Source organism: Vogesella indigofera (assembly GCF_003633895.1).
GTDB classification, from domain to species: Bacteria; Pseudomonadota; Gammaproteobacteria; order Burkholderiales; family Chromobacteriaceae; genus Vogesella; species Vogesella indigofera.
This window is the reverse complement of the sequence record NZ_RBID01000001.1, coordinates 74,111-86,941: the sequence shown is the minus strand read 5'-3', so window position 1 is coordinate 86,941 and position 12,831 is coordinate 74,111. Positions and strand designations below refer to the sequence as shown.

The window sequence follows — 12,831 nt, the reverse complement described above, 5'->3', positions numbered from 1 at the left end:
AATTAATAGATGAACGGTAAATATTACTACGGTACCGGCCGTCGCAAGAGCTCTGTAGCTCGTGTGTTCATGCAAAAAGGCTCCGGCCAGATCATCGTTAACGGCAAGCCTGTTGACCAGTACTTCGCTCGCGAAACTGGCCGCATGGTAATCCGTCAGCCACTGCAAATCACCGATCACCTCGAGTCCTTCGACATCATGGTGAACGTATGCGGTGGTGGCGAAACTGGCCAGGCTGGTGCGATCCGTCACGGTATCACCCGCGCTCTGGTTGACTTCAGTGCTGAACTGAAACCGACCCTGTCGCACGCCGGCTTCGTTACCCGCGATGCCCGTGAAGTTGAACGTAAGAAAGTCGGCTTCCGCAAGGCACGTCGTCGCAAACAGTTCTCCAAGCGTTAATCTGTTTGTACCGATCGAAAAAGCCACCCAGCAGGGTGGCTTTTTTCTTTGTTGCAATGCCTTGTCGCACTCCTTACCATGTCGCCTTTGCGACATTTTTTTATATTGTTAGGAGCGCAGCATGATCAAGGTGGGCATTGTCGGCGGCACCGGGTATACCGGCGTGGAGCTTTTGCGTCTGTTGGCCAACCATCCTTCGGCCAAGGTGACCGCCGTCACTTCACGCAAGGAAGCGGGGATGAAGGTCGCCGAGATGTTCCCGTCGCTGCGCGGTCGTGTCGACATCGCCTTTTCCACACCGGATGAAACAGACCTGAAAGCCTGCGACGTGGTGTTTTTCGCCACGCCGCACGGGGTGGCGATGGCGCAGGCACGCGAGCTGCTGGAAGCCGGGGTCAAGGTCATCGACCTGGCCGCCGACTTCCGCCTGAAAGACCCAGCCGAGTTCGCCAAGTGGTACGCGATGGAGCACAGTTGCACCGACCTGCTGGCCGAGGCGGTCTACGGCCTGCCGGAAGTGAACCGCGACGCGATCAAGCGCGCACGCCTGATCGGCATGGCCGGCTGCTACCCGACCTCGGTGCAGCTGGGGTTGTTGCCGCTGCTGGAAGGCGGCAAGCAGTATGTCGAAACCAGCACCCTGATCGCCGACTGCAAGTCCGGTGTCTCCGGCGCCGGGCGCAAGGCCGAGGTCGGTACCCTGTTTGCCGAGTCGGCCGACAACTTCAAGGCCTACGGCGTGAAAGGGCACCGCCACTCGCCGGAGATCGAGCAGGGTCTGTCGCTGATCCATGGCGCACCGGTGAAGCTGACCTTCGTGCCGCACCTGACACCGATGATTCGCGGCATTCATTCCACCATCTACGCCCGCATCAAGCCGGAAGGCCGCGATGTTGACTACCAGCAGCTGTTCGAGCAGCGCTTTGCCGCCGAACCGTTCGTCGATGTGATGCCGGCCGGCAGCTGCCCGGAAACCCGCTCGGTGCGCGGCGGCAATACCGCGCGTATCGCGGTGCATCGCCCAGGCAATGGCGATTTGCTGATCATCCTGGTGGTGGAGGATAATCTGGTGAAAGGGGCGTCCGGCCAGTCGGTACAGGTGATGAACCTGATGTTCGGGTTGCCGGAAAATGCCGGTCTGGACATCGTGCCCTTGCTGCCCTGAACTTGAAGACTCGCCAGACGACCCAATATCCGACTAAAATAGTAGGATGAAAGGCCGTCTTGCGGCCTGTCCTGTACCGTGAGGCTTAAAATGACTGCTGCTGCTGAAACCCTGTCCCCGATCAACTTTACCGACAGCGCCTGCGCCAAAGTGCGTGACCTGGTGGCTGAAGAAGGTAATCCTGACCTGAAACTGCGTGTGTTCGTCACCGGCGGTGGCTGTTCTGGCTTCCAGTACGGCTTTACCTTTGACGAGATTGCCAACGAAGACGACACCACCATCGAACGTGAAGGCGTGGTGTTCCTGGTCGATCCGATGAGCTACCAGTATCTGGTCGGCGCCGAAATCGACTACCAGGAAAGCATCGAAGGTTCGCAGTTCGTGATTCGCAATCCGAATGCTGAGACCACTTGTGGCTGCGGCTCGTCCTTTTCGGTATAAGTACGGCATTGCCAGCACCTGAAACCCGGACCTGGTGTCCGGGTTTTTCAACTTCAGGGTCCTAACGATGCAAAACAAGATGCCGCCCATCATTCTGCCCAAGATCGACTTCACCCGCGAGTTCGCCTTCAGCGACCAGGAGTTCGAGCGCATTCGGCAGCTGATCTACAAGGAAGCCGGCATTGCGCTGAACCCGACCAAGAAGGACATGGTTTACGGCCGGCTGGTGCGCCGCATCCGCGAGCTGAAGCTGAACAGCTTCGCCGCCTATATCGACTTCCTGCAGTCGATCGCCGGCAAGCGCGAGTTCGAGCAGTTCGTCAACGCGCTGACCACCAACCTGACCTTCTTCTTTCGCGAGGAGCACCATTTCCAGATCCTGGCGGCGCACCTGAAGACGCTGGCCGGCAAGGGCGAGATCACTATCTGGTGTGCGGCGTCGTCGACCGGCGAAGAACCGTACTCGATCGCGATCGCCGCGCTGGAAGCGCTGGGCAGTGGCAGCCGCATCCAGATCCAGGCTACCGACCTCGATACCAGCGTGCTGGAGGTTGGCCGCAAGGGGATCTACAGCGCCGACAAGATCTCGCGCCTGCCGGCCGGTCATGCCGCGCGCTACTTCGACAAGCTGCCGGATGGCAACTACCAGGCCAAGGCGCAGCTGCGCGAGATGATTACCTTCTCGCGGCTGAACCTGGTGGACGCCAACTGGGCGCAGCGCAAGCAGTTCGACGCGATCTTCTGTCGCAACGTGATGATCTATTTCGACCGTGACACCCAGCTGGCGGTGTTGAAGAAATTCCACCCGCTGCTGAAGGCGCACGGTCTGCTGTTTGTCGGCCACTCCGAGAACTTCTACTTTGCCGCGGACTATTTCACCCTGCGCGGCAAGACGGTGTACGAGCTGGCCCGGGCCCGGGCGTAATCGGGCGCACTGATATTCACGCGGGCAGCGCCCGCGGCAAGGAACAACATGCAGGAAATGACCCCTTACGAGCTGCTCGGCGGCGCCGGCGTGGTGCGCTGGCTGACTGACCGCTTCTACGACATCATGGACGCCGATCCGGCGGTGAAGCCGCTGCGCGACATGCATCCGGCAGATCTGACCGCCTCGCGCGAGAAGCTGTACATGTTCCTCTCCGGCTGGCTGGGCGGCCCGCCGCTGTTCATGGATACCTTCGGCCACCCGCGGCTGCGGCAGCGGCACATGCCGTTCGCAGTGGATGGCGAGGCGCGCGACCAGTGGATGCAGTGCATGACGCAGGCGGTGAACGAGCTGGTGTGCGAGGACTGGCTGAAGGCCAGGCTGCTGGAGGCGTTCTACAACACCGCCGACTTCATGCGCAATCGCGAAGACTGAGCGGTCTGCCACGCCCCCAAAAAACATTGCGGCCAACCTTGTGCAAGGTTGGCCGCAATGGTTTTGCCGAGAGCGTGAGGTCAGCGCGGACGGTGGCCGCGTTCTATCATCACGCCGACGTGTTTCACGTCCGGCAGGATGTTGAGCTTGGTGACCGCCACCTTGGTCCACGGCGCACCGAATTCCTCGCGCACCATGCGTGCGATGTGCTCGGCCAGTGCCTCGATCAGCAGGAAATGCTGCTCGGCCAGCGACTGGCGGATGCGTTCCACCACCACGCCGTAGTGGATGGTGTCGCCAATGTCGTCGCTATGGCAGGGCACTTCGCTGGGGATGCCGATCTCCAGATCCAGCAAGATAGTCTGGGGCGCCAGGCGCTCCCAGTCATAAACGCCGATCACTGTCTCGGCGCGCACTTCGCGCAAAAATATGATGTCCATCGCTGCGGGCTTTGGGTTTACTGCCCGATACCGTAAAATGCCAAGTCTTGCATTCTAGTGGATAAGCCATGACCACAACAGCGTTTGCCTTTATTTTGGGCGCCTACCTGATCGGATCCCTGTCGTTTGCGGTGATTGTCACCCGCCTGATGGGGATGGCCGATCCGCGCACCTACGGTTCGAAAAACCCCGGTGCCACCAATGTGCTGCGCTCCGGCAAAAAGCTGGCCGCGGTACTGACGCTGCTGGGCGATGGTGTCAAGGGCTGGCTGGCGGTGTTCCTGGTCGCCAGTTTCGGCCCTGCCTACGGCCTGGGCGAGCAGCAGGTCGCCATGGCCGGTCTTGCGGTGCTGTTCGGCCACATGTGGCCGGTGTTTTTCGGCTTCAAGGGCGGCAAGGGCGTGGCCACCGCGGTGGGCGTGCTGCTGGCCTTCAGCCCGTGGCTGGCGCTGGCGGCGCTGGCCACCTGGCTATTCATGGCCTTCGTGGTGAAGATCTCGTCGCTGTCGGCCATCGTCGCCTGCGTGATGGTGCCGGTGTACGCCTACTTCATCGTCGGTCCGCAGAGCGTCTACTTCGGCACCTGCATCATCATCGCCATTCTGGTGGTGCATCGCCACAAGTCCAACCTGGTGAACCTGCTCACCGGCTCCGAAGACAAGATCGGCAAGCCGGACGAACAGGGCAAGTCCTGAACGTTGGCCGCAAACAAAAAAAGCCTGTCGTCGCCGACAGGCTTTTTCTTTGTGCGCACGGTTAATCGTTAATCGCGGGCGAACAGTCGCAGCGCAGCGGCGCGCTGTACTGCATGGTCGACGATGGGGGCCGGATAGTCGCGGCCGAGCACAAAACCGGCCGGCAGCGTTTTCGCCAGCCACGGCGCATGGATCGCCTTGTCGTCCAGCGCCGCCAGCTCCGGCACGTAGCGGCGGATGAACTGGCCCTTGCTGTCGAATTTTTCCGATTGCGTCACCGGGTTGAAGATGCGGAAGTAGGGCTGCGCGTCGCAACCGGTGGACGCCGCCCACTGCCAGCCGCCGTTATTGGCCGCCAGATCGAAGTCCAGCAGCTTCTGCGCGAAATAGGCCTCGCCCCAGCGCCAGTCGACCAGCAGGTCCTTGACCAGGAAACTGGCGGCAATCATGCGCAGCCGGTTGTGCATGTAGCCGCTGTGGTTGAGCTGGCGCATCGCGCCATCCACCAGCGGGTAGCCGGTACGTCCCTGGCACCAGGCCTCGAACAGCGCTGCGTCATTGGGGAACGGCAGCTCGCGGTACTCCGGCTTGAAACTTTCGCCGGCCACCGCCGGAAAGTGCCACAGCAGCTGCTGGTAGAACTCGCGCCAGATCAGCTCGTTAAGCCAGCATTCCGCCCCTTCCGATGGCTCTGCCAGCGCGGCGCGCACCGCCTCGCGTACCGACAGCGTGCCAAAGCGCAGGTGCGCCGACAGGTAGGACACCCCCTTCACCGCCGGGAAGTCGCGCAGCGTCTTGTAGTGCGCGATGCGGCGGCGGAAATCGTCCAGCAGCGCCAGTGCACCGCTGCGGCCGGTCTGTACCCGCAGTCCGTCCAGCGTGGCCTCACCGAAACCCAGCTCCGCCAGTGTCGGCAACGGACGGGTGCCAGCTGGCGCTGCCAGTGCGCCGCGCAAGGCGGTGCTGGTCTCCGCTGCCAGTGCCGGGTGAAAACTTTGCTGCCAGCGCTTCATATAGGGGGTGTACACGGTGTACGGCTTGCCCTGGCCGGTGAGCAACTGGTCCTGCTCGAAGATCACCGTGTCCTTGTACAGCTGCAGCTGGCCAAGGTTGGCCGCAAGCTGCGCCGCCACCTCCGCATCGCGCTGCCGTGCATACGGTTCGTAGTCGCGGTTGGCGTAGACGCTGGCACAACCCAGCTCGCGCGCCAGTGTAGGAATCTCGCGCACCGGATCGCCATCCCGCCACAACAGCTCGCCGCCGGCGTCACGCAGTGTCTGCTGCAATTCCGTCAGGGCTGCATGGATGAAGACCAGGCGTTTGTCGTCCGGTGGCAGGCTGGCCAGAATCTGGCGGTCAAATACGAACACGCAATGCACGCTGGCGCCGCTACGCAAGGCGGCATTCAGCGCCGCGTTGTCACTGGCGCGCAAATCGCGGCGAAACCACATCAGAACGCTTGCTTGGCTCATGGTTTTGGCTGGGTTATGTGTGAAAAAACAACAGATATCTTGGTTGTGGTCAATTGTGTTGCGAAAAGGAGACTGCTGTTGTTTTTTGTATTTTTCAAAAAAAACAACAGCTTATGTTGAATGTGTGCCGATTTTGTATCCGGCTTCAACACAAATGCGTAAAGCGCTTTTGTTTTTTCGCAACGCCCCGCTTATATTGCCATCCAGAAACCGCCGCCTAATCGCGGTGGTCAATACAGCCCCGCCGGGCCTCAGGCTTCGGCAAAACACGGGCAGTGTACATGACCTCGAAAGGAACACACATGAAGAAGCTGATCGTTCTGGCTACTCTGGCTGCGCTGCCAGCTGCTGCAATGGCTGACGTTGTTATCTCCGGTAACCTGGCTGTTGGTATCACCAATACCAAAGTTAAAGACACTGGCTCCGTTACTACCGAAGACCGTACTTCCGGCGAAATCAAGTTTGCTGGCAAGGAAGATCTGGGCAACGGCCTGAAGTCCATCTGGCAGATCGCCTCCCGTATCAACCTGTCCGACAAGCAAGACAATGCTCGCGATAATGCTTGGTCCGGTCGTGACTCCTTCGTAGGCCTGCAAGGCGATTTCGGTACTGTTACTCTGGGTAACATCTACCACATGCCAACCTCCGGCGCGATGGCGATCTTCGAAGACAACTCCGCTTCCTTCAAGTCGGATCTGTATGACCAAGGTGATCGTATCAACAGCACCATTTCCTACAAGTCGCCAACTGTAGCTGGCTTCACCGCTGTTGTTCAGCACTCCTTCGGTTCCAGCACTGCCAACGAAGCAGCTAAAAAGCACCAGCAAGCCCTGAGCCTGGCTTACGAAGGTGAAGGCTTCTCCGTATCCTACGACGGCACCCGCGCTAAGGAAGATGCAAACAACACTTCCAAACTGCACGAGCTGAACGCATCCGTATCGCTGGACGCGCTGACTCTGATGGCAGGCTACGCACAAGGTAAAGACTCCGACGGCAAGCGTCGTGGCTACGGTCTGGCTGCTTCTTACACCATGGGCAACATCACTCCTAAGCTGGGCTTCTGGAAAGAAGGCGACTTCAAGAACGCAGACGGCACTAAAGACAACGACGGCCACAAAGCTTACGCCGTTGGTGTTGAATACGCACTGTCCAAGCGCACCCGCGCTGGTGTAGAGCTGGCTAAAGCCAACTACGACGACAACGCAACTGCTGACGTACGTACCGCTACCGTTTACCTCGGTACCAAGTTCTAATCATCGCTTGATGCTTTGATCTGAAAAGGCTGCTTCGGCAGCCTTTTTTCATTGCTGCCACCATTGCCTGTCGGCTGCGCAGGTATTTAGTGCGCATCATTTGTTGCGCCACCATGAATCCCGTCCCGTTTTCTTCGTATAATCCCTTCATCCTTTTCTGGCGAATAATGTCATGAGCACAGCAAGCATTTCCGGACTGGCACGTGCCCTGGTGCAGAACGAGCGGCTGGCGACGGCGGATGCCGAGGCGCTGTTCAAGCAGGCGCAGACCACTCGGGTGAGCTTTGTCGAGCTGCTGGTGCAGAGCAAGAAGATGAGCGCCATCGAGGTGGCGGTGTTTGCGGCCAACATGTTCGGCTTGCCCTTGCTGGATCTGGCCGCGCTGAGCCAGGACGGGCTGCCGCGCAATCTGGTGGATGACGATACCGTCAACAACGGCCGCTTGCTGCCGCTGTACAAGCGCGGCAACAAGCTGTTCATCGCTACCTCCGATCCGACGCAGGCGACGCTGTTTCACACCATTACCTTCAAGACCGGTCTCAGCATCGACCTGGTGGTGGTGGAGGATGACAAGCTGGCGCGGGCGATTGGCCGCTATGCCAGCAATCCGAGCAAGGTGCTCAATGATCTGGCCGGCGACGAGTTCGGCGAGCTGCAGCTGACCGATGGCGATGCCCAGCTGGAAAGCGACAGCCTGCCGGATGTCGATGACGCACCGGTGGTCAAGTTCGTCAACAAGGTACTGATGGATGCCATCAATGGTGGTGCATCGGACATTCACTTCGAGCCCTACGAAAAGTTCTTCCGTATCCGCTATCGTGTCGACGGTATCCTGAAGGAGATCGCGCAGCCGCCGTTGGCCATTCGCGAAAAGCTGGCGTCGCGCATCAAGGTGGTGTCGAAGATGGACATCTCGGAAAGGCGGGTGCCGCAGGACGGCCGCCTGAAACTGGTGATCTCCAAGCATCGTGCCGTGGATTTCCGGGTCAGCACCTTGCCGACGCTGTATGGCGAGAAGATCGTGATGCGTATTCTCGATTCTTCCGCCGCGTCGCTGGATATCGAACAGCTCGGTTTCGAGCCGGAGCAGAAGGAAATGCTGCTGCGGGCGATCGAGCGACCTTATGGCATGGTGCTGGTGACCGGGCCGACCGGTAGCGGCAAGACGGTGTCGCTGTATAGCTGCCTCAATATCCTGAACCAGCCAGACAGCAATATCTCTACCGCGGAAGACCCGGTGGAAATCAACCTGCCCGGCATCAACCAGGTCAACGTCAACGAGAAGGCCGGGCTGACCTTTGCCTCCGCGCTGCGCGCCTTCCTGCGTCAGGACCCGGACATCATCATGGTCGGCGAGATCCGCGACTTTGAAACCGCGGATATCTCGATCAAGGCAGCGCAAACCGGGCACATGGTATTTTCTACCTTGCATACCAATAATGCACCGGCGACACTGACCCGGTTGCTGAACATGGGCGTAGCACCGTTCAACGTTGCCAGCTCGGTATTGCTGATCATGGCGCAGCGGCTGGCGCGACGGCTGTGCCCGCACTGCAAGGCACCGATAGAGATTCCCGAGGTGGCCTTGTTGCGTGCCGGCTTTAGCAAAGACGAGTTGGACGGCAGCTGGCAGCCGCACGGCCCGGTCGGCTGTGAGGAGTGCCGCGGCAGTGGCTACAAGGGGCGGGTCGGCATCTACGAGGTGATGCCGATCACCGACGCCATGGTGCGCTTGATCATGAGCGGCGGCAACGCGATGGATATCGCCGACCTTGCGCGCCAGGAGGGCATGGTCGATTTGCGCCATGCCGGCCTGCTGAAAGTAAAGCGTGGCCTGACGTCGCTGACTGAAATCGAAGCCGTTACCAACGAATAATAGACAAGCGATCACTATGCCCACGCCAAGCAAGAAGCCCGCCTCTCATGTCTTTGTCTGGGAAGGGCGCGACCGGGCCGGCAAGGCCATCCGCGGCGAGATTCGTGCCGAATCGGAAACCGTCGCCCGTGCCCAGTTGCGGCGGCAAGGGGTCAGCCCGACCAAGCTGAAGAAGCGCAGCGCTAGCCTGCGGCAGCGCATCACCGAAAAGGATGTCGCGCTATTTACCCGCCAGCTGGCGACGATGATGAAGGCCGGGGTGCCCCTGTTGCAGGCCTTCGACATCGCGGCCAAGGGCCACAGCAATGCCGCCTTTGTGCGCATCCTGCTTGATGTGCGCTCGGAGGTTGAGTCCGGCAGCAACTTGGCCGATGCTTTTCGCAAATACCCGCTGTACTTCGACAAGTTGTTCTGCAATCTGATCGCCGCCGGCGAGGCGGGCGGGGTACTGGATGCCTTGCTGGACAAGCTGGCGACCTACAAGGAAAAGGTGATCGCCATCAAGGGCAAGATCAAGTCGGCAATGATCTATCCGGCGGCGATTATCGCCACCGCCTTCATCATTACCGCGGTGATCCTGATCTATGTGATTCCGGCGTTCAAGGAACTGTTCTCCAGTTTTGGTGCCGATCTGCCGGCACCGACGCAGATCGTGATCTGGCTGTCCGACCTGTTTGTCGAGTACTGGTGGATGGTGTTCGGCTCCATCGCGGTGGTGATCATCGGCACCGTCAAGCTGTACCAGCGCTCACCCAAGATGCAGGCGGCGATGGACCGTTTCGTGCTGAAGGTGCCGGTGATCGGCGACGTGGTGCGCAAGGCAACCATTGCGCGCTGGGCGCGGACGCTGTCGACGCTGTTTACTGCCGGCGTACCACTGGTGGAGGCGCTGGACTCGGTGGCGGGTGCTGCCGGCAACCAGGTGTATGCCGAGGCCACCAAGGTCATCCAGTCGGATGTCAGCGCCGGCTCGACCCTCAACAACTCGATGCAGCGCTCCAACCTGTTTCCCAATATGGTGCTGCAGATGACCTCGATCGGCGAGGAGTCCGGCTCGCTCGACTCCATGCTGGACAAGGTGGCGGATTTTTATGAAGACGAGGTTGATAATGCGGTGGCATCGCTGTCCAGCTTGCTGGAGCCGATGATCATGATCATTCTCGGGGTGCTGATTGGTGGCTTGGTGATCGCGATGTACATGCCGATCTTCCAGATGGGACAGGTGGTCGGTTGATGCTGGCGCTATTGGCGGAGCTGCCGTTTGGCGCTCAGGTGGCGATTGCGGCACTACTGGGGCTGCTGCTGGGCAGTTTTCTCAACGTGGTGATCTATCGTCTGCCCTTGATGCTGGAGCGGCGCTGGGCGGTGGAGTGCGCGCAGTGGCAGGGCAGCGAGGTGACCGAGCAGACGCCATTCAACCTGCTGGTGCCGGCGTCGGCCTGTCCGCATTGCCAGGCGCCGATCCGCGCGTGGCAGAATATTCCGCTCGTCAGTTACCTGCTGCAGCGTGGTCGTTGCAGCCATTGCCAGGCACCGATTTCCTGGCGTTATCCGCTGGTGGAGCTGACCAGCGGCCTGCTGTTTGCCGGCTTTGCCTGGCAGGACGGCCTGTCGCCGTGGTGGCTGGTGGCCTCGCTGTTTTCGGTGACGCTGCTGACCTTGGCGCTGATCGATGCTCGCACCCAGCTGTTGCCGGATGACCTGACCCTGCCCTTGCTGTGGGCCGGCCTGCTGTTCAATCTGTGGAGTGGCCGTGTGCCGCTGGCAGATGCGGTCATGGGCGCGGTGCTGGGTTATCTTGCGCTGTGGTCGGTGTACTGGCTGTTCAAGCTGGTGACCGGCAAGGAAGGCATGGGCTACGGCGACTTCAAGCTGCTGGCGGCGCTGGGCGCCTGGCTGGGCTGGATGCTGTTGCCGCTGGTGATCCTGCTGTCGTCGGTGCTGGGCGCGGTACTCGGCATCCTGTTGCTGTTGCTGTCGAAACATGAAAAAGGCCAGACCATGCCCTTCGGGCCGTATCTGGCGCTGGCCGGCTGGTGTGCCTTCGTATGGGGGCCTGCCATCATGCAGTGGTATCTCGGTGTCTAGCCCGGTGATCGGTCTGACCGGCGGCATTGGTGCCGGCAAGAGCACCGTCGAGGCGTTGTTTGCCAAGCTGGGCATTCCCTGTGTCGATACCGACCGTATCGCGCATCAGCTGACCGCGGCCGGCGGCGCGGCGATGCCGGCGCTGGTAGCGCAGTTTGGTGCCATGATCCAGACGGCGGAAGGCGCACTGGACCGTGCCGCGATGCGGCAGCGAGTGTTTGCCGATGCCGGCGAACGGCAGCGGCTGGAAGCCATTCTCCATCCGCTGATCCTGTCGGAAAGCCGGCGGCAGCTGGCATTGCACCAGGCGCCCTATGTACTGCTGGCGGTGCCGCTGCTGTTTGAAACCGCGGCCTATCGAAATCTGGTGGCCGAAACGCTGCTGGTGGATTGCGAGCCGCAATTGCAACGCGAGCGGGTGATGCAGCGCAGAGGCTTGCCGGCGGCGCAGGTAGATGCCATCATCGCCGCGCAGATGCCACGTGAGCAGCGGCGGGCACTGGCGGATGCCGTGCTTGATAATAGTGGCGATTTGGCGCTATTGTCGCTTCAAGTCGAGAACAAACATCGTTATTATCTGCAACGTTTCGCTGCGGCCAACCTTGCTGCCCCTTCAAATTCTGTGGATCCGGCGCTGTGACTAGTTTCGAGTTTCCTGTTACCGAACGTACCAGAACGCTGCTCCGGCTGGAGCAGCTTTACCAGCGGTTGGCTTTTTTCATGGCGCAGGACGAGCCATACCAGCATCACGCCGCCTTGATGGCGCTGTTCGAGGTGCTTGAGGCGGCCGGTCGTACCGAGTTGAAGTCGGAGCTGCTGCAGGAGCTGGAGCGGCAGAAGCAGGCGCTGGAGAGCTGGCGCGAAAGCCCTGCCATCGAACAGGTGGCGCTGGAGCAGGTGCTGGACGAGATCGAGCTTGCGTCGCAGCATCTGCTGGAGCTGAGCAGCCGCTTTGGCCAGCATCTGCGTGAGAACGAATGGCTGATGGCGATCAAGCAGCGTTCCATCATTCCCGGTGGTACCTGCTCTTTCGACCTGCCGTCCTATCACCTGTGGCTGCAGCAGCCGGTGGCGCAACGCCGCGCCGACCTGCAGCGCTGGTCGCTGCCGCTGATGCCGACGGCGCAGGCGGCGGCCATCCTGCTGAAACTGCTGCGCGACAGCGGCAAACATTTTTCCTATGTTGCGCGCCGTGGCGCGTTCCAGCAGATGTCCGGTGGCAAGGTGGTGCAGCTGATCCGTGTCAGCTTTGATGAGCGCTACCAGGTGGTGCCGGAAGTCTCCGCCAACAAGTATGCACTGAATATCCGTTTTATCGATGCCGGCACCGGCGAGGTGCGCTCGCGCCAAGTGGAGCAGGATATCGAATTCACCCTGACCTTTTGCAAGTTCTGATTACCGATGACGTCACCCACTATCGTTCCCTGTCCGCAATGCAAATCCCCGGTACGCTGGGGGCCAGACAGCCCGTACCGCCCGTTCTGCAGCGAGCGTTGTAAGCTGATCGACCTCGGGCAGTGGGCCGACGAACAGTACCGCGTACCGGCGACACCGGATCTGCCGTTTGACGACCATCCCGATTGAGTACGCTGCGCCAGCCAGTAAAAAGCCGTTGCCCGCAAGGCAACGGCTTTTTCAT

At 60.5% G+C, this 12,831-nt stretch carries 15 protein-coding genes; 13 read left to right on the top strand and 2 right to left on the bottom strand.

Features of this window, described 5'->3' with window-relative positions:
• The first annotated feature begins 9 nt into the window (after window positions 1-9).
• The 5 genes from rpsI (at window position 10) to C8E02_RS00450 (ending at window position 3,368) form a co-directional block, all read left to right on the top strand.
• Window positions 10-402 (top strand): 30S ribosomal protein S9, encoded by a 393-nt coding sequence (gene rpsI, locus C8E02_RS00470; RefSeq protein WP_047966950.1) that lies wholly within the window; start codon window positions 10-12, stop codon window positions 400-402.
• Between the two features lie 121 nt (window positions 403-523).
• Entirely contained in the window at window positions 524-1,567 is a 1,044-nt protein-coding gene (argC, locus tag C8E02_RS00465; RefSeq protein ID WP_120809235.1) for an N-acetyl-gamma-glutamyl-phosphate reductase, read from the top strand.
• 90 nt (window positions 1,568-1,657) lie between these two features.
• Window positions 1,658-2,008: an iron-sulfur cluster insertion protein ErpA gene (erpA, locus tag C8E02_RS00460; protein ID WP_120809234.1), complete on the top strand. Its 351-nt coding sequence runs from the start codon at window positions 1,658-1,660 to the stop codon at window positions 2,006-2,008.
• 79 nt (window positions 2,009-2,087) lie between these two features.
• Window positions 2,088-2,933, top strand: a complete 846-nt coding sequence (locus C8E02_RS00455; protein WP_245961025.1) for a CheR family methyltransferase — start codon at window positions 2,088-2,090, stop codon at window positions 2,931-2,933.
• A gap of 48 nt (window positions 2,934-2,981) precedes the next feature.
• The gene (locus C8E02_RS00450; protein WP_120809232.1) at window positions 2,982-3,368 is read left to right on the top strand and encodes a group II truncated hemoglobin; all 387 of its coding nucleotides are present in this window, start codon (window positions 2,982-2,984) and stop codon (window positions 3,366-3,368) included.
• 80 nt (window positions 3,369-3,448) lie between these two features.
• Here the strand turns inward: C8E02_RS00450 and C8E02_RS00445 are convergent, their stop codons facing one another.
• Window positions 3,449-3,808, bottom strand: a complete 360-nt coding sequence (locus C8E02_RS00445) for a dihydroneopterin aldolase (RefSeq protein WP_047966955.1) — start codon at window positions 3,806-3,808, stop codon at window positions 3,449-3,451.
• A gap of 68 nt (window positions 3,809-3,876) precedes the next feature.
• Between C8E02_RS00445 and plsY the strand changes: the two genes are divergently transcribed.
• Window positions 3,877-4,503: a glycerol-3-phosphate 1-O-acyltransferase PlsY gene (gene plsY, locus C8E02_RS00440; protein ID WP_120809231.1), complete on the top strand. Its 627-nt coding sequence runs from the start codon at window positions 3,877-3,879 to the stop codon at window positions 4,501-4,503.
• A gap of 68 nt (window positions 4,504-4,571) precedes the next feature.
• On the opposite strand, the gene C8E02_RS00435 is transcribed toward plsY, so the two are convergent.
• The gene (locus C8E02_RS00435; protein ID WP_245961024.1) at window positions 4,572-5,954 is read right to left on the bottom strand and encodes a cryptochrome/photolyase family protein; all 1,383 of its coding nucleotides are present in this window, start codon (window positions 5,952-5,954) and stop codon (window positions 4,572-4,574) included.
• A 323-nt stretch (window positions 5,955-6,277) separates the two neighbouring features.
• Between C8E02_RS00435 and C8E02_RS00430 the strand changes: the two genes are divergently transcribed.
• The 7 genes from C8E02_RS00430 to yacG all read left to right on the top strand — a co-directional run bounded on the left by C8E02_RS00430 (window position 6,278) and on the right by yacG (window position 12,776).
• Window positions 6,278-7,228 carry a porin gene (locus tag C8E02_RS00430; protein WP_170152066.1) on the top strand — a complete coding sequence of 317 codons (951 nt, stop codon included), beginning with the start codon at window positions 6,278-6,280 and terminating at the stop codon, window positions 7,226-7,228.
• A gap of 172 nt (window positions 7,229-7,400) precedes the next feature.
• Window positions 7,401-9,104, top strand: coding sequence for a type IV-A pilus assembly ATPase PilB (pilB, locus tag C8E02_RS00425; protein WP_120809228.1), 1,704 nt, complete (start codon window positions 7,401-7,403; stop codon window positions 9,102-9,104).
• A gap of 16 nt (window positions 9,105-9,120) precedes the next feature.
• Entirely contained in the window at window positions 9,121-10,338 is a 1,218-nt protein-coding gene (locus C8E02_RS00420) for a type II secretion system F family protein (protein ID WP_047966960.1), read from the top strand.
• Complete coding sequence (locus tag C8E02_RS00415) at window positions 10,338-11,192, top strand: prepilin peptidase (RefSeq protein ID WP_120809227.1); 855 nt, start codon at window positions 10,338-10,340, stop codon at window positions 11,190-11,192. The genes C8E02_RS00420 and C8E02_RS00415 overlap by 1 nt, the downstream gene beginning before the upstream one ends.
• The gene (gene coaE / locus C8E02_RS00410) at window positions 11,185-11,832 is read left to right on the top strand and encodes a dephospho-CoA kinase (protein ID WP_245961023.1); all 648 of its coding nucleotides are present in this window, start codon (window positions 11,185-11,187) and stop codon (window positions 11,830-11,832) included. The genes C8E02_RS00415 and coaE overlap by 8 nt, the downstream gene beginning before the upstream one ends.
• Entirely contained in the window at window positions 11,829-12,587 is a 759-nt protein-coding gene (zapD, locus tag C8E02_RS00405) for a cell division protein ZapD (RefSeq protein WP_082133704.1), read from the top strand. Before coaE ends, zapD begins: the two co-directional genes overlap by 4 nt.
• Window positions 12,588-12,593: 6 nt before the next feature.
• Window positions 12,594-12,776, top strand: a complete 183-nt coding sequence (gene yacG / locus C8E02_RS00400) for a DNA gyrase inhibitor YacG (RefSeq protein WP_120809225.1) — start codon at window positions 12,594-12,596, stop codon at window positions 12,774-12,776.
• Window positions 12,777-12,831: the final 55 nt, after the last annotated feature.

Bases quoted from the DNA above. Each gene is read 5' to 3' on its own strand.
- rpsI (WP_047966950.1), top strand. From the start codon at position 10: ATGAACGGTAAATATTACTACGGTACCGGCCGTCGCAAGAGCTCTGTA.
- argC (WP_120809235.1), top strand. From the start codon at position 524: ATGATCAAGGTGGGCATTGTCGGCGGCACCGGGTATACCGGCGTGGAG.
- erpA (WP_120809234.1), top strand. From the start codon at position 1,658: ATGACTGCTGCTGCTGAAACCCTGTCCCCGATCAACTTTACCGACAGC.
- C8E02_RS00455 (WP_245961025.1), top strand. From the start codon at position 2,088: ATGCCGCCCATCATTCTGCCCAAGATCGACTTCACCCGCGAGTTCGCC.
- C8E02_RS00450 (WP_120809232.1), top strand. From the start codon at position 2,982: ATGCAGGAAATGACCCCTTACGAGCTGCTCGGCGGCGCCGGCGTGGTG.
- C8E02_RS00445 (WP_047966955.1), bottom strand. From the start codon at position 3,808: ATGGACATCATATTTTTGCGCGAAGTGCGCGCCGAGACAGTGATCGGC.
- plsY (WP_120809231.1), top strand. From the start codon at position 3,877: ATGACCACAACAGCGTTTGCCTTTATTTTGGGCGCCTACCTGATCGGA.
- C8E02_RS00435 (WP_245961024.1), bottom strand. From the start codon at position 5,954: ATGTGGTTTCGCCGCGATTTGCGCGCCAGTGACAACGCGGCGCTGAAT.
- C8E02_RS00430 (WP_170152066.1), top strand. From the start codon at position 6,278: ATGAAGAAGCTGATCGTTCTGGCTACTCTGGCTGCGCTGCCAGCTGCT.
- pilB (WP_120809228.1), top strand. From the start codon at position 7,401: ATGAGCACAGCAAGCATTTCCGGACTGGCACGTGCCCTGGTGCAGAAC.
- C8E02_RS00420 (WP_047966960.1), top strand. From the start codon at position 9,121: ATGCCCACGCCAAGCAAGAAGCCCGCCTCTCATGTCTTTGTCTGGGAA.
- C8E02_RS00415 (WP_120809227.1), top strand. From the start codon at position 10,338: ATGCTGGCGCTATTGGCGGAGCTGCCGTTTGGCGCTCAGGTGGCGATT.
- yacG (WP_120809225.1), top strand. From the start codon at position 12,594: ATGACGTCACCCACTATCGTTCCCTGTCCGCAATGCAAATCCCCGGTA.